This window comes from Cupriavidus sp. GW822-FHT03E04, from assembly GCF_058801495.1.
In genome coordinates, this window is record NZ_JBXANI010000045.1 from 12,951 (window position 1) to 35,117 (window position 22,167).

17 protein-coding genes are annotated in these 22,167 nt (G+C 67.2%); 14 read left to right on the forward strand and 3 right to left on the reverse strand.

Features of this window, described 5'->3' with window-relative positions; genetic code table 11:
• Positions 1–59 precede the first annotated feature (59 nt).
• Both AC1RQC_RS38345 and bamE read left to right on the forward strand, forming a co-directional pair.
• Positions 60–4,199, forward strand: a complete 4,140-nt coding sequence (locus AC1RQC_RS38345) for a translocation/assembly module TamB domain-containing protein (protein ID WP_492886596.1) — start codon at positions 60–62, stop codon at positions 4,197–4,199.
• Between the two features lie 76 nt (positions 4,200–4,275).
• A complete protein-coding gene (bamE, locus tag AC1RQC_RS38350) occupies positions 4,276–4,818 on the forward strand; it encodes an outer membrane protein assembly factor BamE domain-containing protein (RefSeq protein ID WP_043352217.1) in 543 nt (180 codons plus the stop codon).
• Here bamE and AC1RQC_RS38355 read toward each other — a convergent pair.
• From AC1RQC_RS38355 to AC1RQC_RS38365, 3 genes are all read right to left on the reverse strand, one after another.
• Complete coding sequence (locus AC1RQC_RS38355; protein ID WP_492810792.1) at positions 4,815–6,680, reverse strand: SulP family inorganic anion transporter; 1,866 nt, start codon at positions 6,678–6,680, stop codon at positions 4,815–4,817. The two genes, bamE and AC1RQC_RS38355, sit on opposite strands and share 4 nt — an antisense overlap.
• 131 nt (positions 6,681–6,811) lie before the next feature.
• A complete protein-coding gene (gene metG / locus AC1RQC_RS38360; RefSeq protein ID WP_492374971.1) occupies positions 6,812–8,881 on the reverse strand; it encodes a methionine--tRNA ligase in 2,070 nt (689 codons plus the stop codon).
• Between the two features lie 324 nt (positions 8,882–9,205).
• Complete coding sequence (locus AC1RQC_RS38365) at positions 9,206–9,838, reverse strand: YiaD family glycine zipper/OmpA-like lipoprotein (RefSeq protein ID WP_150984015.1); 633 nt, start codon at positions 9,836–9,838, stop codon at positions 9,206–9,208.
• A 323-nt stretch (positions 9,839–10,161) separates the two neighbouring features.
• Here AC1RQC_RS38365 and apbC point away from each other — a divergent pair, with 323 nt between their 5' ends.
• The 12 genes from apbC (at position 10,162) to AC1RQC_RS38425 (ending at position 22,138) form a co-directional block, all read left to right on the forward strand.
• Complete coding sequence (gene apbC / locus AC1RQC_RS38370) at positions 10,162–11,250, forward strand: iron-sulfur cluster carrier protein ApbC (RefSeq protein WP_492374972.1); 1,089 nt, start codon at positions 10,162–10,164, stop codon at positions 11,248–11,250.
• A 5-nt stretch (positions 11,251–11,255) separates the two neighbouring features.
• Complete coding sequence (locus AC1RQC_RS38375) at positions 11,256–11,828, forward strand: DUF3305 domain-containing protein (protein ID WP_492810796.1); 573 nt, start codon at positions 11,256–11,258, stop codon at positions 11,826–11,828.
• 16 nt (positions 11,829–11,844) lie between these two features.
• On the forward strand, positions 11,845–12,507 hold the full coding sequence (locus tag AC1RQC_RS38380) for a DUF3306 domain-containing protein (RefSeq protein ID WP_492886598.1): 663 nt from the start codon (positions 11,845–11,847) through the stop codon (positions 12,505–12,507).
• Between the two features lie 100 nt (positions 12,508–12,607).
• Complete coding sequence (locus AC1RQC_RS38385) at positions 12,608–14,773, forward strand: 4Fe-4S binding protein (protein WP_492886600.1); 2,166 nt, start codon at positions 12,608–12,610, stop codon at positions 14,771–14,773.
• A gap of 32 nt (positions 14,774–14,805) precedes the next feature.
• Positions 14,806–15,444 carry a TorD/DmsD family molecular chaperone gene (locus AC1RQC_RS38390; protein ID WP_492374976.1) on the forward strand — a complete coding sequence of 213 codons (639 nt, stop codon included), beginning with the start codon at positions 14,806–14,808 and terminating at the stop codon, positions 15,442–15,444.
• Positions 15,445–15,580: 136 nt separating this feature from the next.
• Positions 15,581–15,799 (forward strand): formate dehydrogenase, encoded by a 219-nt coding sequence (locus AC1RQC_RS38395; RefSeq protein ID WP_043348783.1) that lies wholly within the window; start codon positions 15,581–15,583, stop codon positions 15,797–15,799.
• 55 nt (positions 15,800–15,854) lie between these two features.
• Entirely contained in the window at positions 15,855–18,878 is a 3,024-nt protein-coding gene (locus AC1RQC_RS38400) for a molybdopterin-dependent oxidoreductase (protein WP_492886602.1), read from the forward strand.
• Between the two features lie 109 nt (positions 18,879–18,987).
• Positions 18,988–19,653: a formate dehydrogenase FDH3 subunit beta gene (fdh3B, locus tag AC1RQC_RS38405; protein ID WP_492374978.1), complete on the forward strand. Its 666-nt coding sequence runs from the start codon at positions 18,988–18,990 to the stop codon at positions 19,651–19,653.
• Positions 19,650–19,883 (forward strand): hypothetical protein, encoded by a 234-nt coding sequence (locus AC1RQC_RS38410; protein ID WP_150984024.1) that lies wholly within the window; start codon positions 19,650–19,652, stop codon positions 19,881–19,883. Before fdh3B ends, AC1RQC_RS38410 begins: the two co-directional genes overlap by 4 nt.
• A 52-nt stretch (positions 19,884–19,935) precedes the next feature.
• Positions 19,936–21,147: a formate dehydrogenase subunit gamma gene (locus tag AC1RQC_RS38415; RefSeq protein WP_492374980.1), complete on the forward strand. Its 1,212-nt coding sequence runs from the start codon at positions 19,936–19,938 to the stop codon at positions 21,145–21,147.
• 36 nt (positions 21,148–21,183) lie between these two features.
• Entirely contained in the window at positions 21,184–21,585 is a 402-nt protein-coding gene (locus tag AC1RQC_RS38420) for a hypothetical protein (protein ID WP_492886604.1), read from the forward strand.
• Between the two features lie 13 nt (positions 21,586–21,598).
• Positions 21,599–22,138, forward strand: a complete 540-nt coding sequence (locus AC1RQC_RS38425) for a superoxide dismutase family protein (protein ID WP_492374982.1) — start codon at positions 21,599–21,601, stop codon at positions 22,136–22,138.
• The last annotated feature ends 29 nt before the right edge of the window (positions 22,139–22,167 follow it).

Sequence of the window (22,167 nt, forward strand, 5' to 3'; positions counted from 1 at the left end):
ATGCGGCCCGGCCGCCAGCACGGCGGCCTCCATGAACGCAGTTGCAGGGGTTTTGCCACATGAGCATTCCCGACATGCCTCCCGTGCCCGCCTCCGGCGATGTTCCGCCCGGGCCGGCACGGCCGCGCCGCACGCGCCTCGGGCGCTGGCTGGCCTGGTGCGTCGTGGTGCTGCTGTTGTTGGTGCTGGCGGCGCTCGCGGCGGTGGTGCAAGCCTTGCGTACGGAGGCCGGCACGCGCCAGCTGTGGTCGCTGGCCACGCGCCTGTCCTCAGGCGCGTTGTCTGGCAAGCTCGAAGGCGGCACGGTGGCGCATGGCCTGCGGTTGCGCGATGTGGTGTTTGCCAGCGGCGAGACACGGGTGACGATTGACCGTGTCGACGGCAGTTGGGCGCTTGGCTGGTCGCCGACCCGCTTGCATGTCAGCGCGCTGCGCGTGGGCGCCGTCACGCTGCACCTGCCGCCGTCGCAGCCTGACAGCGCGCCCGCCACCTTGCCAAAATCGCTCGAACTGCCATTGGCAGTGGACGTGGATACGCTCACGCTGGACCGCCTGACCTTGCTGCAAGGGCCGCCGGCCACGCCCAGCGAGATGGTGTTTAGCGACCTGGCGGGCTCGCTGCATTCCGACGGGCAACGCCACCGCATCAGCGTGGAACGGCTGGTCACGCCATACGGCAAGCTGGCCGCCAATGCGCAGATCGCCGGCCAGGCGCCGTTTGCGCTGAACGGCGCCGCGCTGCTGGAGGGCAGCTGGCAGAGGGAATCCTTTAGCATCAGCGCCAATGTGCGTGGCTCGCTTGCCATGCTGCACGCGCAAGCCGAGGCCAGCGGTGATCGCCTGCGCGGCCGCGCCGAGGCGGACCTGACGCCGTTTGGCAAGGTGCCGTTCACCCATGTGCTGGTCAATGGCGAGCACATCAATCCGCGCTTGTTCAGCCCCTCGGCACCGCGTGCCAATCTTTCCGTGCAGGCCGAGTTGCGCCCGGTGGATGGCGCGGCTACGCCGGTGCCGGGCGCAGCGGCCAGCGCCCCGGCGGCACCGCCGGCATCGGCATCGGCAGTTGCAACGTCGGCCTCCACGCCCGCCGCCAAGCCTGGCAGCGCCCACGACAGCGCGCCCCTGCGCGTGGCGGGCGACGTGCGCATCGTCAACCACGAGGCCGGCAAGCTCGACGCCGAGCGCCTGCCGGTGGAATCGGTGCAAGCGCATATCGAGGTCAGCGAGGTGGCGCAGATGGTGCGCGACCTGCACGTGGCGCTGGCCGGCGGCGGCGAGATCCGCGGCGGCGGTGCGCTGCGCGATGGCCGCGGCGGCTTCGACCTCGACGTGCGCGACCTCGACCCGCAGGCCCTCTATGGCAGCCTGAAGCGCGTGCGCTTGTCCGGGCCGGTGAGCTTGCGGATGGAGCCCGGCCGCCAGAGCGTGGCGCTGGACCTGGCCGGCGGCGAGTACAAGCTCTTTGCCGATGCGCATCTGGATGCCGAGGCAGTGACGTTGACCTCGCTGCGTGCCGGCATCGGCGCGGGCACGCTTAACGCCGATGGCAAGCTGTCGCTGAAGGACACGCAGCCCTTCAGCTTCAAGGGCAAGCTGATCAATTTCGACCCGGCCCGCGTGGCCGAGGTGGCGCCCGGGCGCATCAATGCGGACTTCACCGCCAGCGGCACGCTAGCGCCGGAGCACCGCGTGGCGCTGGACTTCGCGGTGCGCGACAGCGTCTATGCAGGGCTGCCGATGCGTGGCGAGGGCAAGCTGCGGCTGGCAGGCGAGCGCTTGCTGCCGAGCCAGGCCACGCTGGAGATGGCCGGCAACCAGGCCCAGATCAACGGCAGCTTTGGCGCGCGCGGCGACCGCCTGAAAGTGCATGTGGACGCGCCGCAGCTCGATCGGCTCAAGTTCGGCGTGGCCGGCGTGCTAAAGCTCGACGCGGACATCACCGGCACGCTGGCGCGGCCCGAGATCGTGGCCAGCTATGCCGCGCAGTCGCTGGTGGTGGGCCCGCACCACGTGGCCAGCGCCAGCGGCAGCGCCGAGTTGCGCGGGGGGCTGAACGGCACGCTCGCGCTGAAACTGAACGCCCGCGACTATCGCGGCCCGGTCGCCACGCTGCGCACGCTCGATGCCTCGCTCAGCGGCACCCAGGCCAGCCATGCCTTCGACCTGAAGACGGCCGGCGCGTTGCACGACAAGCCGATGCAACTCGCCTTGTCGGGGCAGGGCGCCTGGCAGGGGGCGGCCGGCTGGAAGGGCACCATCGGCTCCTTGGAGGAGCGCGGCACGGTCAACGTGCGGCTGATCGCGCCGACGCAACTGCAGGTGGCGGACCAGCGCGTGCATCTCGGCGCGGCCAGCCTGCAGTTCGAGCGCGCCCGCGTGACTGTGGACAGCTTCGATTTCGACCACGGCCGCGTCCGCACCCAGGGCAACCTCGATGGCCTGCAGGTGGCCAACGTGCTGCGCCTGGCCGAGGCCTTGACGGGCGAGGCGCCGCCGGTGCGCTCGGACCTGGTCTTGGACGGCCGCTGGAACATCACGCTGGCCGAGTCTGCCTCCGGCTTTGCCGAGCTGCGCCGGCGCAGCGGCGACGTCTCGGTGAGCGCCGGGCGGGGCTACACCGCGCTGGGCCTGGGAGAAACCGCGCTGCGCGCCGAGTTTGCCGGCAGCCGCGTCAACCTGAAAGGCGGCATCGAGGCCGCACGGGTCGGCAAGGTGGTGGTAGACGCCTCCGCCGGGCTGATCCAGGAGCAGGGCCTGATGACGGTGACGCCGGCTTCCACGCTGGCGGGCAAGGTCTCGCTGGATGTGCCGAAGATCAAGTCGCTGGAGGCGCTGAGCGGCCCGCAATACGCGTTCGATGGCAAGCTGGCGGCAGTCCTGCAACTGGCGGGCAGCGTCGGGCAGCCCCTCGTTACCGGCAACATCGACGGCACCGGCATCGCCATCACGCTCTACGACCTGGGTATCCAGCTGACCGATGGCATCGTGCACGTGGTGCTCGACCAGAACACCATCGAGCTCAAGCAGGTGGAGTTCCGCGGCGGCGACGGCAAGATCGTGGCCACCGGCAACGTGAAACTGGGCGACACCGATCCCAACCTGACGGGCAAGATCGTGGCCGACAAGCTCCAGCTCTTTGCCAGCCCCGAGCGCACGCTGATCATTTCCGGTGATGCCAGCATCGCCAACGAGAATCGCCAGATCGTGATCCGCGGCAAGTTCCGCGTGGATCGCGGCTTGTTCGACCTGCCCAAGGCCGGCGCCCCGGAGCTGGGCGACGACGTAGTGGTGGTGCGCCGCCGCGACCAGCGCGAGATCAAGACCGCCGCCACGCCGGTGCCGGAGGCCAAGCCGGCCAGCCGCTTCAGCCCGCTGATCGACCTCACGCTCGACCTTGGCGACAATTTCCGCTTCCGCGGGGCCGGCGCGGACCTGCGCCTGGGCGGGCAGCTTGGCGTGCGCAGCGCCCCACTGACGCCGCTGCGCGCCACCGGCACCATCCGCGTGACCGACGGCACCTATGAAGCGTTCGGGCGCAAGCTCAACATCGAGCGCGGCATCGTCAATTTCAACGGGCCGGTGGACAATCCCAACCTCAATATCCGCGCCATGCGCCGCAACCAGGAAGTGGAGGCGGGGGTGGAGGTGACCGGCACGGTACGCCTGCCGCGCGTCAAGCTGGTGTCCGAGCCGAATGTGCCGGAGGAGGATAAGCTGTCATGGCTCATGTTCGGCTACGGCGCGGAAGGCGCCGCGGCCGGACAGCAGCAGCAACTGAGTGCGGGGGCCCTGGGCGGTGCCGCGCTGGGCATGCTGGGCGGGCGCGCGGGCAAGGGGATCGTGCAGCATCTGGGCATCGACGAGTTTTCGATCGGGCCAAGCACGGCCGGCCTCAACGACCAGCAGGTGGTCAGCGTGGGCAAGGCCGTGACCGAAAAGATCTCGGCGGGCTATGAGCAGAGCCTGACCAGTGCCAGCAACGTGGTCAAGCTGACCTGGGCATTCTCGCGGCGCTGGTCGCTGATTGCCAAGGGCGGCTCGATCAACGGGCTTTCGGTGCTGTTTAACCGCCGCTTCGACAGTTGGGGTAATTTGTTCACGGGCGCGTCCAGCCGCGCCGGAACCGCGAGGAGCCAGACCGATGCCAGCCAGGATGCCGACAGCAATGCAACGGACGCAGCCGCGCCCGCGCAGCCCTGAGACACGCGCCATGATCTGCGTGCCGCCCACCTCCGCCACCTCCGTCACTGCCGCGTCTTACCGACGCCTTGCCGCCATGGGACTGATTTCCTCCGTGCTTGCCCTGTTCGGGTGCGACCAGCAAAAGGTCGACGAAGCGATGAAGAAGGCGGGCGATACCGCGCACGCCACCTGGAACTCGGTCAAGCCCGACAGCCAGTTGTTCAAGGGCATCGTGGTGGGCGAATCCAGCGAGGACGACGTGCGCAAACAGGCCGGGCGCCCGGAGATCACCTGGGAAGAAGAGGACGGCGGCCGCCGGCTGGAATACCCGCGCGGCCCGGAAGGCGCCACCACCTGGATGGTGACGATCGGCGCCGATGGCAAGGTGCGCGCGATCGAGCAGGTGCTGACCGCGGAGAACTTCGCGCGCGTGCGCGCCGGCATGAGCCGCGACGATATCCGCCGCCTGGTCGGCAAGCCTACCAAGGTGGAAGCTTTCGCGCTCAAGAAGGAAGAGGTGTGGGGCTACCGCTGGTGGGAAAGCGCGCAGGAGAAGGCGTTCTTCAACGTGCATTTCAACGCTGACGGCAAGGTAACGCACACCTCGCGCAGCGACGAGAGGCTGCAGGGCGGTTAGCCTGCCGCGGGCCGCTCGGCCCGCTCTGCGAGCAAGACGCCGGCCCTGGCACAGGCTGCGGCCAGCGTGTCGCAATAGTTTGCCGTGCCCATCTGTTCCAGGAAGCCCGCGCGCCGCATCAGCGACATCACCTGTGCTGCCGCGGCGCACAGCACCAGCGTGCCGCCACGCCGCGCCAGCGTCTTGCGCAAGGCGTCCAGCGTGTCCAGGCCGGTGGTGTCCAGTGCCACCAGCTTGCCCACGTCCAGGATCAGCACCGCCGGTACCGGCTGCGTGCGGTCGCGGGGGTCGATCAGCGCTTCCACTTTGTTGACGGCGCCGAAGAAGAGCGCGCCGGTCATGTGATAGGCCGCCACCTCGCCGGCCGGCAGCGGCCTGCCGTCGGCCGCCGGGGGCAGCGCGGCTGGCGCGATCGCCTCGATCTGCGTGAGCGCGGCCATGCGGTAGATGAAGAACAGGCAGGCGAGCACCAGTCCCACCTGCACCGCCACGGTCAGGTCGAACACCACGGTCAGCACGAAGGTGCCGAGCAGGATGATGCGGTAGTTGTTGCTGTAGCGCTTCAGGTGCGTCAGCCCGAACACATGCCACTCGCCCATGTTCCACGCCACGTAGAGCAGGATGGCGGCCAGCGTGGCGAGCGGGATGGCGCTGGCCAGTGGCGCCGCCACCAGCACGATCAGCAGCAGCGTGGCGGCGTGGATCATGCCAGCCACCGGCGTGCGCCCACCGCTGCGTACGTTGGTGACGGTACGGGCGATGGTGCCCGTGGCCGGCAGGCCGCCGAAGAACGGCGTGACGATATTGGCGATGCCCTGCGCCATCAGTTCCTGGTTGGGATCGTGGCGGTCGTCGATCAGGCTGTCGGCCACGCGTGCGCAGAGCAGCGATTCGATGGCGCCGAGCAGGGCGATGGTCAGGGTGGGCGCCACCAGTTGCTGGACCAGTTGCCAGCTCAGTTGCGGCAGCGCAAACGGCGGCAGGCCCTGCGGAATGCCGCCGAAGCGCGTGCCGATGGTCTCCACCGGCAAGTGCAGCAGGGCATTGGCCGCGGTGGCTAGCACCAGCGCTGTCACCGTGCCGGGAACCATGGCCAGCGCGCGGCCAAGGCGGCCGTGCGCATTGGACGGGCTTGCCGGGTTTGCCGCAATCGTCGATACGGGGCGCCAGCGCTTGCCTGCCAGCAGGGCCAGGCGCGACCAGCCTGCCACCACCACCAGCGAGCTGACCGCCAGTGCTACCGTGGGCCAGGACACCGTGGGCAGGGCGCGTCCCAGCACACGCATCTGCGAAAGGAAGTTGCCAGGCAGCTTGCCGGTTTGCAGGCCAAGGAAATCGGCGATCTGCGAGACCATGATCAGCACGGCGATGCCGTTGGTGAAGCCGATCACGATGGCCACGGGGATAAAGCGGATCAGGGTGCCTAGCCGGAACAGCCCCATGGCGAACAGCAGGCCGCCCGCCAGGATGGTAGCGATCAGCAGGTTGGCCACGCCGTAGCGCGCCACGATGCCGTAGACGATGACGATGAAGGCGCCGGCGGGACCGCCGATCTGCACCGGCGAGCCGCCCAGCGCGGCGATCAGGAAGCCCGCGATGATGGCGGTGAACAGGCCGGCCTGCGGTGGCATCCCGCTGGCGATGGCAAAGGCCATCGCCAGCGGCAGCGCCACCACACCCACGGTGAGGCCGGCGGCGAGGTCCTTGAAGAAGAGGGCGCGGTTGTAGTCGCGCAGGCTGTCGAGCAGGCGCGGGTGGAAGGCGGCGAGGGGGAAGGGCTGGCGTAGGCGCGGCCTGCCGCCAGCGGGCGGCGCTGGCGTGCCAGCGGGGGCGGGGGCGTGGCCGGGAACGCTGTCGGGCATGCCAGGAAATCCCATCAACACCCTGTCGGGCATGGGTGCAGTATGGGCTTCCCGGGGGCGTGGCGTCAATCGGCGCCGGCGCCATGGCGCGTTGGCGGCTCAGCGCTGGCGCGCCTCACCGCCCCCGCGGGTCAGCCGATGCGCATGCCCGGCACAGCGCCTTCGTGCGGCTCCAGGATCCAGAGGCCCGGCGTGGCTTTCTCATCCGCTGCCGATGCGGCCAGCACCATGCCCTCGGACAGCCCGAACTTCATCTTGCGCGGAGCCAGGTTGGCCACCATCACGGTGAGCTTGCCCACCAGCTGCTCGGGCGTGTAGGCCGACTGGATGCCGGAGAAGACGTTGCGCGTCTTGCCTTCGCCCAGGTCCAGCGTGAGCTGCAGCAGCTTGCTCGATCCTTCCACCTTCTGGCAGTCCACGATCTTGGCCACGCGCAGGTCGATCTTGGCGAAGTCGTCGATTGTGATGGTGTCGGCGATGGGCTCGATCGACGCAGCGGCGGCATCCGCTTCACCGGCGGGCGCGGTGGCCTGCAGCGAGTCGCGGTTGGCGGCCAGCAGCGCGTCGACCTGCTTGGCATCCACGCGCGTCATCAGGTGCGAGTACGGCTGCACCGGGCGCGAAGCCGAGAGTTGCTTGTCGATGCCGCGCCAGTCCAGCGGCTCGATATTGAGGAATCGCTCCACGCCCGCGGCCATTTGCGGCACCACCGGCTTGAGGTAGACGGTGAGCAGGCGGAAGGCTTCCAGCGAGACCGAGCACGCAGCGTGCAGGGCCGCGCGCTTGCTTTCGTCGCGTGCCAGCTCCCACGGCTTCTCCGTGTCGACGAAGGCGTTCACCGAATCCGTGAGCTCCATCACCAGGCGCAGCGCCTTGCTGTACTCGCGGGCTTCATAGAACTGTGCCACTTGCGGCGCGGCTTCACGCAATTGCTTGAGCAGCGGGTTGGCCAGCGCGGCCTCGTCCACCACGCCGTCGAAACGCTTGACCAGGAAGCCGGCGGCGCGGCTGGCAATGTTGACGTACTTGCCGATCAGGTCGCTGTTCACGCGCGCAATGAAGTCATCGAGGTTCAGGTCGAGGTCTTCCATGCTGGCGTTGAGCTTGGCGGCGAAGTAGTAGCGCAGCCATTCCGGGTTCATGCCGGTGTCGATATAGCTCTGCGCGGTAATGAAGGTGCCGCGCGACTTGCTCATCTTGGCGCCGTCCACCGTCAGGAAGCCGTGGGCAAACACGTTGGTGGGCGTGCGGTAGCCCGAGAAGCGCAGCATGGCCGGCCAGAACAGCGTGTGGAAGTACAGGATGTCCTTGCCGATGAAATGATATTGCTCGGCGGTGGAGTGCGGGCCTACCCAGGCGTCGAAATCGATGCCCTTCTTTTCGGCCAGGTTCTTGAAGCTGGCGTAGTAGCCGATCGGCGCATCCAGCCACACGTAGAAATACTTGCCGGGAGCGCCGGGAATCTCAAAGCCGAAGTAGGGCGCATCGCGCGAGATGTCCCAGTCCGAGAGCGTGGAAGCCTCGCCTTCGGCGCCCAGCCATTCCTGCATCTTGTTGGCCGCTTCCGGCTGGGCCAGGTCGGCCACCCACTCGCGCAGGAAGGTTTCGCAGCGCGGGTCGGACAGCTTGAAGAAGTAATGCGCGGAGGACTTGCGCACCGGGGTGGCGCCCGACACCACCGAGTACGGGTTTTTCAGGTCGGTGGGCACGTAGGTCGTGCCGCAGACTTCGCATGAGTCGCCGTACTGGTCCTTGGCGCCGCACTTCGGACATTCGCCCTTGATGAAGCGGTCCGGCAGGAACATGTTCTTGACCGGGTCGTAGAACTGCTCGACCTCGCGCTCGGCTATCAGGTCCTCGGCCTTCAGCGCCAGGTAGATCTTCTCGGAGAGCTGCTTGTTCTCATCCGAGTCGGTGCTGTAGTAGTTGTCGAACGACACCATGAAGCTGTCGAAGTCGCGCTTGTGCTCGGTCCACACGCGATCGATCAGCTGCTTGGGCGTAATGCCTTCCTTCTCGGCCCGCAGCATCACCGGGGTGCCGTGCGTGTCGTCCGCGCCGACGTAGTAGACCTCGTTCGCCATCATGCGCTGGAAGCGCACCCAGATGTCGGTCTGGATGTATTCCACCAGGTGGCCGATATGGATCTGGCCGTTGGCGTAGGGCAGGGCAGAAGTAACGAGGATGCGACGTGCGGTCATGGAAAAATTGCCGGTCAGGAGGGGGGTGGACGGTAAGGCGGGGGGCGTCGCCACCAAAGTCGGGCGGGCACCGTGAGAGGGCTATTCTAACAAGCGGGGCGGGCAGCGCGTGCACTGCGGCAGCGCGCAGGCGGAAGAGAGGGCTTCGAGTGGTATTTAGTGACGCAAGAGGCGCTCAATAAACTGAGGACAAAAAAAGCGCCGGTCAGAGCCGGCGCAGCTTTCCACAACGGAAAAGGAGGAGAAATCAGGTACCGCCCGGGAGGTCAGCCACCCATCGCGAGCCAGCAACGGTGACAAGCGGTACCTATTTCTATGACCGCATCATCTCTGAATTGGTTTCAAATAAATTTCGACCCGGCGATTTTGTGCGCGCCCGGCCTCGGTGGCGTTGTCCGCGACCGGCTGGGTCTGGCCCCGTCCTTCGGCTGCCAGGCGGGTCCGGGCAACGCCTCGGTCACCCAGGTAGGTTGCGACGCTCTGGGCGCGGCGCTGCGACAACTGCATGTTGTAGTTCGGGTTGCCGGTGCTGTCGGTATGGCCCACCACGGTGGCGGAGACGTCCTGTTGCTGGGCAAGGGTCTGCGAGACCTGGTCGAGCACCGAGCGGAACGACGGCTTGATGGTGGCGCTGTCCGTATCGAAGGTCACCTGGCTCGGGATGTTCACCTTGAGCGAGCCGTCCGGCTGCTCGGTGATCTGCGTGCCCGTGCCCGCCGTGTCCTTGTTCAGCTTGCCGCGGATTGCGTTCCAGTTGTAACCCGTGGCCCCGCCCAGGGCCCCGCCGACCGCCGCGCCGACGAGCGTGCCGGTGGTATTGCCGCCGATCAGGTTGCCCAGGCCGGCGCCGACCGCAGCGCCCACGCCGGTGCCGACCGCGGTCTGGGTGCCTTGCTCTGTGGCGCAGCCCGCGGCAAGGGTGGCGACAATGGCAAGGCTGACGAGCTTGAGTTTCATGCTTTCTCCTTCAGGACGAAGCGTTTTGGCTGATTTTGAAGTGGTGCGCGCAACACCGCTAGAAATAACGCGGAAGACACCTGAATACAAGGGCCCGGACCGTATTCACCGGGCTCGCGTTCCTGGCGCACTACAATAAGGAGATGGTGCCGGGTGCACAAGCCTGTTGCTGTGACAGTTGTAAGTGCGTGTAATTCCACGTGTAGATCCTGGGCTTGCCGCTCTCGCATTACCCTCACGTTACCCTTGCGCCGCACTTCGCTCATACTTTGATAAAGTACGCGCCTTCCCCCATATTCCCATATTCAGTAGCGGAGATTGTCTTGAGCCTCACCGTCGACCAGGTTACCGAAGTCCTGCGCACCGTGATCGACCCCAACACGGGCCGGGATCTGGTGTCCACCCGTTCGGCTCGCAATGTGCGGGTCGAAGGCGGCGATGTGTCGCTGGAAGTGGAGCTGGGTTATCCCGGCAAGAGCCAGCTGGAACCGATCCGCAAACAAGTGGTGGATGCGCTGCGCCAGTTGCCTGGCGTGGCCAATGCCAACGTGGCCGTCAGCATGAAAATCGTGGCCCACGCGGTGCAGCGCGGCGTCAAGCTGCTGCCGGGCGTCAAGAACGTGATCGCCGTGGCGTCGGGCAAGGGCGGCGTGGGCAAGTCCACCACCGCCGTCAACCTGGCGCTGGCGCTGTCCGCCGAGGGTGCCCGCGTGGGCATGCTCGACGCCGACATCTACGGCCCGAGCCTGCCCATGATGCTGGGCATCGATGGCCGCCCGGAGTCGTCCGATGGCCAGACCATGGAACCGCTCGAAGGCCACGGCCTGCAGGCCAACTCGATCGGCTTCCTGATCGAGCAGGACAACCCGATGGTGTGGCGTGGCCCGATGGTGACCTCGGCGCTGGAGCAGTTGCTGCGCCAGACCAACTGGCACGATCTCGATTACCTGATCGTCGACATGCCGCCGGGCACCGGCGACATCCAGCTGACGCTGTCGCAGAAAGTGCCGGTGACGGGTGCCGTCATCGTCACCACCCCCCAGGATATCGCCCTGCTGGACGCCAAGAAGGGCCTGAAGATGTTCGAGAAGGTGGGCATCCCCATTCTCGGCATCGTCGAGAACATGGCTGTCTACTGCTGCCCGAACTGCGGCCACGTCGAGCATATCTTCGGCGAAGGCGGTGGCGAGAAGATGTGCGAGGACTACGGCGTGGACCTGCTGGGCAGCATGCCGCTTAACCGCTCGATCCGCGAGCAGACCGACACCGGCCGGCCCACCGTGGTGTCCGATCCTGATAGCCCGATCGCCGAGCTGTACCGCGCCATGGCGCGCAAGGTGGCTATCAAGGTGGCCGACCGCGCCCGCGATATGACCAGCAAGTTCCCCAGTATCGTGGTGCAGAACACCTGATCCCCATGGACACGCCAGCCGACTCCGCTGCAGGCAACCCGGCCCCCGACGCCGTGCCCGCTGGCCGGCCCGGCGTGACCATGGCCGTGGTGATGCGCCGCGTGCCGCTGGCCAGCCGCTGGCAGCCTTGGAAATGGGAACTCGGCGCCGTGCTGCCGGATCTTGGCGAGTTTGGCGCCGTGCCCCACTGCCTGGCGCAGGACGAACACGGCGCGCGCTGGCTGTACCCGGGCTACGCTGTCACGCTGTTCCGCGACGAGGCCGAGGGTTATTACCTCAACCTCACTTCCACCGCGCCCTGCTGGTTCGTGCTGTGGCGAATGGCAGAGGAGGGCGGGCAGGCTGCCGTGCCGACATCGCGAGACGGCGAGCCGCTGCCGGTGCCGGTGACGGTGACACTGTCCTACAACGAGGCTGGACGCTGGCTCGACGCCGGCGAAACCGTCGAGAACGTGCCGCTGGCCCCTGAGCAGCTGGAGTGGCTGCAAGCCTACGTGGCCCAGTACTACCACCCCGAGCCCAAGAAACGCCGCCGCCCGGAATCATTCAAGGCGCCGGAGGACAGGGCGCGCTACTGATGCTGGCAGACCGCGCATGAGCGATGCTTCCTTCCTGTCGCGCTGGTCCCGCCGCAAGGCCGCGGCGCGCGACGGCAAGCCGCTTGAGGCTGAGCCACCCCTGCCGGCGGAATCATCCGTGCCTCCCGGCAAGGATGCACCAGTAGCCCAGGCACTGCCAGACCCCGTTCCACCTACCCCACCCGCTGAACCGCTCCCCACGCTAGCCGATGCCGCCTTGCTACAGCCGGGCGACAGCATCGCTCGCTTCGTCGCGCGCGGCGTGGACGAGAACGTGAAGCGCGCCGCGCTCAAGACGTTGTTTGCCGATCCGCATTTCAACGTGATGGACGGCCTCGATACCTATATCGACGACTACAGCCAGCCCGATCCGATTCCGCTTGATGTGCTGCGGCGTATGCGCCAGTCCGAGACGCTGGGGCTGTTCGCGCCCACCGATGAGGAACTGGCGGCGGCTCGCGCACAGCAAGAAGGGCCCGATGTGCAAGATGCCGCCCTGGTGACGCCCGAGCCGTTTGCTGCATTGCCGCAAACAGCCGGCGAGGCTGGGGAGGCCGGCATTGCCACCGCCACCGCAACTGCAACTGCAACTGCAACCGCCACCGATGCCGATGCCGATACTGGCTTGCCTCCTGCCGCGTCCCCGGCCGGCACTTCCGCCCCAGGCAAACACGCGTAGTCGCTGCCCTTGGCGCGGCCTACAATAGGCTTCCCCCACATTCAGCTGGCGGCAAGACTCCCAACAAATGGAGCGGCCAGGCCGGCCAGCCGCACTCTCCATGCCGACGCTGATCTGCAATTGCAACGACACGATGCCGCTTGACGGGGCGGCATTGTCGGGCAATGTTCCCGCGCCCGCGGGTGGCGTGAAGACGCCACTCAAGGTCCATCATCTGCTGTGCCGCCGCGAGATTGGAGACTTCACCGCCGCGCTCGCCGGCACCGACGATGTCATCGTGGCTTGCACGCAGGAGCGCGCGCTGTTTACCGAGGTAGCCGCCCGGCGCCAGGCCGAGGGCACCATGACGGCGCCCGTGCGCTTCGTCAATATCCGCGAGACCGGTGGCTGGTCGCAGGGGGCGCGGCGCGACCCGAAAACCGCCAACGCCAAGATCGCTGCCTTGCTGGCCGCCGCCGCGCTGCCGGACCCGGATCCGGTGCCCGTGGTGGACTACCGCTCTGGCGGCGCTGTGCTGGTGCTAGGCCCCGCCGACCGTGCGATTCCCTGGGCCGGCAAGCTGGCCGAAGCCGGCATGGATGTTTCGGTGCTGCTCAGCGCCGCCGCCGCCGGGGCCATGGCCCCGGCCGGCCTGCCCGCCTCGCGGGCGTTCCCCGTGCACAGCGGCAAGCTGGTCAAGCTCGGCGGCTGGCTGGGCGCCTTCGAGGCCAGCTGGGAGACCGGCGCGGGACGCAGCAACCCGATCGACCTGGACCTGTGCACGCGCTGTAATGCCTGCATCGACGCTTGCCCGGAAGACGCCATCGATTTCAGCTACCAGGTGGACCTGGACCGCTGCCGCTCGCATCGCGCTTGCGTGAAGGCCTGCGGCGCCGCTGCCGCGATCGATTTCGAGCGCCCGGCCGCCACTGCCACGGAACGCTTCGACCTGGTGTTCGACCTGGCCGACACGCCGGCCTTCCTCATGCACGCGCCGCCGCAGGGCTACCTGTACGCCGGCGCGGATGCGCTGCGCCAGCAGGCGCAGGCATTGGCACTGGTCCAGTTGGTGGGCGAGTTCGAGAAGCCGAAGTTCTTCCAGTACAAGGAGAAACTCTGCGCGCATGGCCGCAACCAGACCACGGGTTGCACGGCCTGTATCGACATCTGCTCCACCGAAGCGATCCGCTCGCAATGGCACGACGGGCGCGGCCGCATTGAGGTCACGCCGAACCTGTGCATGGGCTGCGGCGCCTGCACCACGGTGTGCCCAACCGGCGCCATCAGCTATGCCTATCCCAAGCCGGATCACCTCGGCGAGCGCTTGCGCACCCTGATCTCGGCCTACCGCGCTGCGGGCGGGCGCGACGCTGTGCTGTTGCTGCATGGCGAGGAGTACGGCAATGCGCCCATCCTGGCTTTGGGCCGCGCTGCGCGCGCCGGACAGGCCCACGGCATGCCGCCCAATGTGATTCCGGTGGGGTTGTTCCACCCGGCCGCGTGCGGGCTTGAGCTGTGGCTGGCGGCCATCTGCTGGGGCGCCGGACGTGTCGCCGTGATGCTCACCGGTGACGAAGCCCCGCAATACCGCACGGCGCTGGCCGGGCAGGTAGCAGTGGGGCAGGCTATTCTGGCGGGCCTCGGCTATGACGGCGAATGCCTGTCGCTGGTCGATGGCCCGGATGCCGTCACGCTGGACGTGCAACTATCGGCCTTGGCCGCGCCGGGGAGCAACCTGCCAGCCGCCGTGTTCCACGCTGCGGCCGCCAAGCGCGAGACGCTGGATTTTGCGCTGGATCATCTCGTGCGCAATGCGCCGCGCCCGGCCGCCAGCGTTGCGCTGCCTGCCGGAGCGCCGCTGGGCGCGGTGGCGGTGGACACCGGGCGCTGCACGTTGTGCATGGCCTGCGTTGGCGCCTGTCCCTCGCAAGCCCTGCGCGATAATCCCGAGCAGCCGGTGCTGGGCTTCCTGGAGCGCAACTGTGTGCAGTGCGGCTTGTGCGAGAAGACCTGCCCGGAAGACGCCATCACCCTGGTGCCCCGCTTGCTCACCGGTGAGCAAGCGCGCCGCACCGTGACGTTGGCCGAGACCCAGCCCTTCCATTGCATTCGCTGCGCCAAGCCGTTCGGCACCGCCCAGATGGTGCATGCCATGCTGGCCCGGCTGGCGAGCCACCCGGCGTTTGCCGGCGAGGCCGCCGAGCGCCTGAAGATGTGCGGCGATTGCCGCGTTGTCGACATGATGGAAAAGAACAGCGGCGAGGCCAGCGGCAACGCCTTGCAGTAGCCAAGCAGGCCATCCTTGAGAATCATCACGACATGACAGATTTCCAGCCTATCCAGCTGATCCCTCCGGTCGCCCACGCGGCGCCCGACGCAGAAGACACCGCCCGGGCGGACCTGTACGGCCTGCTGGCCACGCTGCTGTATCGCGCGCCGGATGCCGCGCTGCTGCACCATATCGCCGCCAACCGCGCGCACGGCGAGGACGCCGCCACGCCGCTGGGCGACGCCTGGAACGATTTGTGCGACGCAGCATCGGTCACCACGGCCGAGCAAGCCAGCGACGAATACCAGCAATTGTTCGTCGGCGTGGGCAAGCCGGAAGTCCTGCTGTACGGCTCCTACTACCAGACCGGCTTCCTCAATGAGCGCCCGCTGGTGGCGCTGCGCGACGACCTGGCGCGCTATGGCCTGGTGCGCCAGGACAATGTCAGCGAAACCGAGGATCACATCGCCACATTGTGCGAGGTGATGCGCTTCCTGGTGGCGGGCGAGGACGGTGGCGTGGCAAACCTTGCCGAGCAGCAGCACTTTTTCTCGCGCCATCTGCAGTCATGGGTGGAAACCCTGTGCGACAGCGCGGCGGCGCATCCGCAAGCGCAGCTCTATGCCCGCGTGGCCGCGCTGCTGAAGGCCTTCATGGCGGTCGAGGCGATCGCGCTGGACATGCATTGATCGCACGCAAGTTCTTGATTGCCATCATGGAAATCCCGGGGAGTCATGGTCTTTCGACACATATCATTCTAAAATAGGCAGTAGTGTTCATAACAGGATTGGTAATCGGTCTGGACAGGCCGAGGAGCCCCCCAAAATGAAAGACAAGCAGCCGAAGGCCGCGCGCCGCGCCTTCCTTGCCGGCACCGGGGTTGTTGCCGCGGCCGGCGCCGCCGCCGCGCTGACTTCGCGCGGTCCGGCCATGCCCGCCGTGCCCAGCCTGGCGGCGGCCATTCCCGATGTCACGTCGACCGACGGCGACGGCTACCGGGTCACAGAGCATATTCGCAAGTACTACCGGACTACGCTGGTGTGAGTGGCCGCGCCTGGCGCACGCCTAGCTCTACCTCGTTTCCATCCTGGGGTGATACATGATCTTGACCCGCAAACGCGCGGCGCAGGGCAGCGCATCTTCGCAACTGGCTAGCGGCTCGGGCGAGCGCGCTGGTGGCCGGCTCTCCGAGCGTCTGGCTGCCGGGCTGGCGGGTGCCATGCCCACCATGGACCGGCGCAGCTTTCTCAAGCGCTCCGGCATCGGGGTGGGCGCGGGGCTGGCGGCTTCGCAGCTGACGCTGTTGCGTCGGGCCGATGCCGCGGATGCGTCAGGCGCGGCGGCCGGCGGCGAGGACAAGGGCAATATCGTGGTGCGCCGTACCGTGTGCGGCCACTGCTCGGTGGGGTGCGCGGTCGATGCCGTGGTGCACAACGGCGTGTGGGTGCGCCAGAACCCTGTCTTCGATTCGCCGATCAACATGGGCGCGCACTGCGCCAAGGGTGCCGCGCTGCGCGAGCACGGCCACGGCGAGTACCGGCTGAAGTACCCGATGAAGCTGGTGAACGGCAAATACCAGCGCGTCAGTTGGGATCAGGCGCTCGACGAGATCACCGCCAGGATGAAAGAGATCCGCCAGCAGACCGGGCCGGACTCGATGTTCTTCGTCGGCTCCTCCAAGCACAGCAATGAAGGGGCCTACCTGCTGCGCAAGTGGGTATCGTTCTTCGGCACCAACAACACCGACCACCAGGCACGCATCTGCCACTCCACCACGGTGGCCGGCGTGGCCAATACGTGGGGCTATGGTGCGATGACCAATTCGTACAACGATATGCAGAACGCCCGCGCGGCGCTGTATATCGGCTCCAACGCGGCCGAGGCGCACCCGGTGTCGATGCTGCACCTGCTGCACGCCAAGGAGAACGGCTGCAAGGTGATCGTGGTCGATCCGCGCTACACCCGTACGGCCGCGAAGTCCGATTACTACGTACGGGTCCGCTCGGGCACCGATATCGCTTTCCTGTTCGGCGTGCTGTACCACATCTTCCAGAACGGCTGGGAAGACCAGAAGTACATCAACGATCGCGTCTACGGCATGGACCGCGTCAAGGAGGAAGTCCTCGCCAAGTGGACGCCGGACAAGGTCGAGGAAGTCTGCGGCGTGCCCGAGGCGCAGGTCCATCAGGTTGCCGAGATCATGGCCAAGAACCGGCCCAGCACGCTGGTGTGGTGCATGGGCCAGACCCAGCACACCATCGGCAACGCCATCGTGCGCGCCTCCTGCATCGTGCAGCTGGCGCTGGGCAATATCGGCGTGTCGGGCGGCGGCGCCAACATCTTCCGCGGTCACGATAACGTGCAGGGCGCGACCGACGTGGGCCCCAACCCGGACTCGCTGCCGGGTTACTATGGCCTCGCCACTGGCGCCTGGAAGCACTATGCCGCGGTGTGGGGCGTCGACTACGAATGGATCGAGAAGCAGTACGCCTCGCAGGCGATGATGGAGAAGTCCGGCACCACGGTGTCGCGCTGGATCGATATCGTGACCGAGAAGCCTGAGCTGATCGACCAGGACAACAACGTCCGCGGGGTGTTTTTCTGGGGCCACGCGCCCAACTCGCAGACGCGCGGCCTGGAGATGAAAAAGGCGCTCGACAAGCTCGACTTGCTGGTGGTGATCGACCCGTATCCGTCAGCCACCGCCGCGATGGCCAACATGCCGCCGGCGGAAGGCGACAAGGTCAACCCGAACCGCGCGGTCTACCTGCTGCCGGCCTGCACGCAGTTCGAGACCACCGGGTCCTGCACGGCCTCCAACCGCTCGCTGCAGTGGCGCGAGAAGGTGATCGAGCCGCTGTTCGAGTCGATGCCGGACCACACCATCATGCAGGCCTTCGCCGAGCGGCTCGGCTTTGGCAAGGAGCTGTCGAAGAACTTCAAGCTCAACGAGGTCAAGCGCGCGGGCCGGACCTGGATGGAGCCCGAAGTCGAATCCATCCTGCGCGAGATCAATGCCAGCAACTGGACCATCGGCTACACCGGGCAATCTCCCGAGCGGCTCAAGTCGCATATGCGCAATATGGAGAAGTTCGACGTGCGCACGCTGCGCTGCCTGGGCGGCAAGGATCCGTTGACCGGCTACGACCTGACCGGCGATTACTTTGGCCTGCCGTGGCCGTGCTATGGCACGCCGGAGCTCAAGCACCCCGGCTCGCCCAACCTGTATGACACCAGCCGCAACGTCATGGACGGCGGCGGCAACTTCCGCGCCAACTTCGGCGTGGAGCGCGACGGCGTCAGCCTGCTGGCCGAGGATGGCTCGTACTCGAAAGGCGCGGACATTACCACCGGCTATCCGGAGTTCGACCACGTGCTGCTGAAGAAGCTGGGATGGTGGGATGAGCTGACGGACGCCGAGAAGCAGAAGGCCGAGGGCAAGAACTGGAAGACGGATCTGTCCGGTGGCATCCAGCGCGTGGTGCTGAAGAACCATGGCTGTCACCCCTTTGGCAACGCCAAGGCGCGGGCCATCGTGTGGAACTTCCCTGACCCGATCCCGCAGCACCGCGAGCCGCTGTATTCCACCCGGCCCGACATGGTCGCCAAGTACCCCACGCACGACGACAAGCTGGCGTTCTGGCGGCTGCCCACGCTGTACAAGTCGCTGCAGCAGCGCAACGTCGAGAACAAGCTCTACGAGAAGTTCCCGATCATTCTCACCTCCGGCCGCCTGGTCGAGTACGAGGGCGGGGGGGAGGAAACCCGGTCCAACCCGTGGCTGGCCGAGTTGCAGCAGGAGAACTTCGTCGAGATCAACCCGCGCGCGGCGTCCGATCGCGGCATCCGCAACGGCGACTTCTGCTGGGTCAGTACGCCCACCGGCGCGCACATCAAGGTGCGCGCGCTGGTGACCGAGCGCGTCGGCGTGGATACCGCCTTCATCCCGTTCCACTTCTCTGGCTGGTGGCAGGGCAAGGACCTGAAGGACTACTACCCGGAGGGCGCGATGCCGATCGTGCGCGGCGAGGCCATCAACACGGCCACCACCTACGGCTATGACTCGGTGACGATGATGCAGGAAACCAAGACCACGATCTGCCAGATCGCACGGTTCACGTGAATGCGGTTGTGATCGACATCGAGATAGCGACAGAGATAGCGACAGAGTTGGCGACAGAGTTGGCGGCAGAGATGGCGATAGGGACAGAGACCAAGGGCAAGGAACGACCATGGCACGCATGAAATTCATCTGTGACGCCGAGCGTTGCATCGAGTGCAACAGCTGCGTCACCGCCTGCAAGAACGAGCACGAGGTGCCGTGGGGCGTCAACCGGCGCCGCGTGGTGACCATCAACGACGGCATCGTCGGCGCCGAGAAATCGATCTCGGTCGCCTGCATGCACTGCTCGGACGCGCCTTGCATGGCGGTGTGCCCGGTCGACTGCTTCTACCGTACCGAAGACGGCGTGGTGCTGCACGACAAGGACGTCTGCATCGGCTGCGGCTACTGCTCCTACGCCTGCCCGTTCGGCGCTCCCCAGTTCCCCAGCGCCGGGACCTTCGGCGTGCGCGGCAAAATGGACAAGTGCACGTTCTGCGCCGGCGGGCCGGAGAAAAACGGCAGCGACGAAGAATTCGAGAAGTACGGACGCAACCGGCTGGCCGAAGGCAAGCTGCCGCTGTGTGCGGAAATGTGCTCGACCAAAGCGCTGCTGGGCGGCGACGGCGACGTCATTGCCGACATACTGCGCAACCGCGTGATCAAGCGCGGCAAGGGCGGCGATGTGTTCGGCTGGGGCACGGCCTACGGCAACAAGGGCGCCACGCAGGGTACCGCGGGTGCGGGTGCGGCGCCGCCCGCCGCACCACCCGCTTCAGGAGCGCAGCCATCATGACCCGCCTGTTGCTGATCCTGCTGGCCGCCGGCTGCACCGCGCTGGCCGCCTGTGGCGAGCGCGCGCAGACCGCCACGGCGGCGCACAAGAAATCCGACGCGCCGGCGTACGAGGGCGCGCCGGGCGATCCCTTCGTGGCCAAGGGCTGGACGCCAGGCGACAAGACCAGTTGGCAAAACCAGATCCGCGAGCGCAACCAGTACCAGAACGAATACAACCGCACGCCATGACGGCGGCGATGCGAAGCCCGGGGCGCACCCTGGCCGACCCGATGGAGGGCATATGAAGCCGACGCTCAATCCTGGCTGGTTCCGCTACCTGGTGGGGGTGGCCTGCGCGCTGGCCTTGCTGGCGCCGCCCGGGGCCGCGCGGGCGCAAGCCCAAGCCCCGGCCCAGGGCGCTTCCGCGCCGCAGGCGGCCGGCGCGCCCGCCGAGGCCAACAACCCCGCCACGCATCCGGCCCAGCCCTTCGCGGGCATCGCTTCCGAGAACATCTTCAACGTGCCCCGCCGCGATCTCGCAGCCGAGGCGCAGGCCCAGCAGGCGCGTAGCAAGGATCAACCGGGCAACAACGCGCCGGTCTGGCGGGAGGCGAATTCCGACCAGGCGCACTACAGCAGCCTGCCAGCCAAGGAAGCCGGGGTGCTGATCCAGCGCACCGGGCAGAAGTGGCGCCTGTTCCGCAACGGGGTGATCACCGTCTGGGGTGGCTGGCTGATCGTGGTGGTGCCCGCCGCGATCCTGGCCTTTTTCTTCTGGCGCGGCGCGATCCCGCTCAAGACGCCGCGTACCGGCCGCATGATCCAGCGCTTTACGCCGCTGGAGCGCATGGTGCACTGGACCATGGCGATTTCATTCGTCACGCTGGCGGTCTCGGGCATCGTGATGCTGTTCGGCAAGCATTTCCTGCTGCCCCTGATGGGCCACACCTTGTTCGGCTGGCTCACCTACCTGCTGAAGAACGTCCATAACATCGTCGGCCCGGTCTTTACCTTGTCGGTGATCGTCGGCTTCGTGATCTTCGTGCGCGACAACTTCCCCGCCCGGGAGGACTGGCAGTGGCTCATCAAGCTCGGCGGGCTCGTGTCCGGCAAGCACGTGCCAAGCGGGCGCTTCAACGCTGGCGAGAAGGCCTGGTTCTGGGGCGGGCTGGTGGTCTTCGGCCTGATCCTGTCGGCCTCCGGCTGGGTGCTCGACATGATCGTGCCCGGCATGGATTTCTACCGCGCCACCATGCAGGTTGCCAACGTCATCCATGGCATCGCGGCGGTGCTGATGATGGCCATGGCCTGCGGCCATATCTACATGGGTACCATCGGCATGGAAGGGGCCTACCGCGCCATGCGCGACGGCTGGGTCGATGAAGCCTGGGCCAAGGAGCACCACGAGCTCTGGTACGACGATATCAAGGCAGGCAAGATCCCCGTGCAGCGCGCGGCCGAGCCAGAGCCGGGCGAGCGTGCCGGCGGCCGGGCCAGCCCGGGCGAAGTCTGAGCGCGCACGGCCGATCCCCAACGAGGAGCCCGATCCATGAACCGCATTCTGCTGGTGCTCGCCCTGGCCCTTGGCGGCACAGGCGCCCTGGCCAAACTGCCGCCGCCGACCGAGGCGCAAAAGCTCAAGGCCGACGAGGCCAAGGCGCGCGCCGGCTGGGCCGACAAGGTGGCCGCTTATCAGCTGTGCCGAGCGCAAGACAAGGCGGCGGCGCACTACTACAGCGACATGCAGGCCAAAGGCAAGGTGGTGGCGGCGGCTGCCACCGCCGCGCCGTGCGACGATCCGGGCCCGTTCGTGGCGCAAGCGCCGGCTGCGCAAGCCGCAGCAAGCACTGCTGGAGGGCCTTCCCCCGCACCTGCCGCCACGCCTTCGGATCACAAACCGGCCGCAGCGCCGGGCACGGGAGCGGTACAATCGCCCCGGACATCACCGTGAGAGGAGGTTCGGCATGAAGCGTGTACGTGTACTTTTCGGTCTGGCTGTAGCGGGCACCCTGGCAGGCACTCTGGCCGGCTGCGGGGGCATGGGGATGAGCAGGTCCGATACCGCGGTCGCCGCGCTGGCGTCCAAGAGCGGTACCGCGACGCAGGGCAGCATCACCTTCACCCAGCGCGGTGACACGGTGCTGGTCAAGGCCGACGTAACCGGCCTGCCGCCCAATACCGAGCACGGCTTCCACGTGCACGAGAAGGGCGACTGCTCGGCCCCCGACGCCATGAGCGCGGGCGGCCACTTCAACCCGACGGCCAAGCCGCACGGTTCGATGTCGATGCCCGACCATCATGCTGGCGACATCAACAACCTCAAGGCCGACGCTACCGGCCGCGCCCAGGCCAGCTTCGAGCTGACCGGCGTGACCTTGGGCGCCGGCCCCACCAGCCTGGTGGGCCGCGCGGTGGTCGTCCACAAGGACCCGGACGACTACAAGACCCAGCCCACCGGCAACTCCGGCGGCCGCATCGCTTGCGGCGTGATCGCCAAGTCCTGACGGATGGGGGGCAGCGCGGGCCGGCGGTT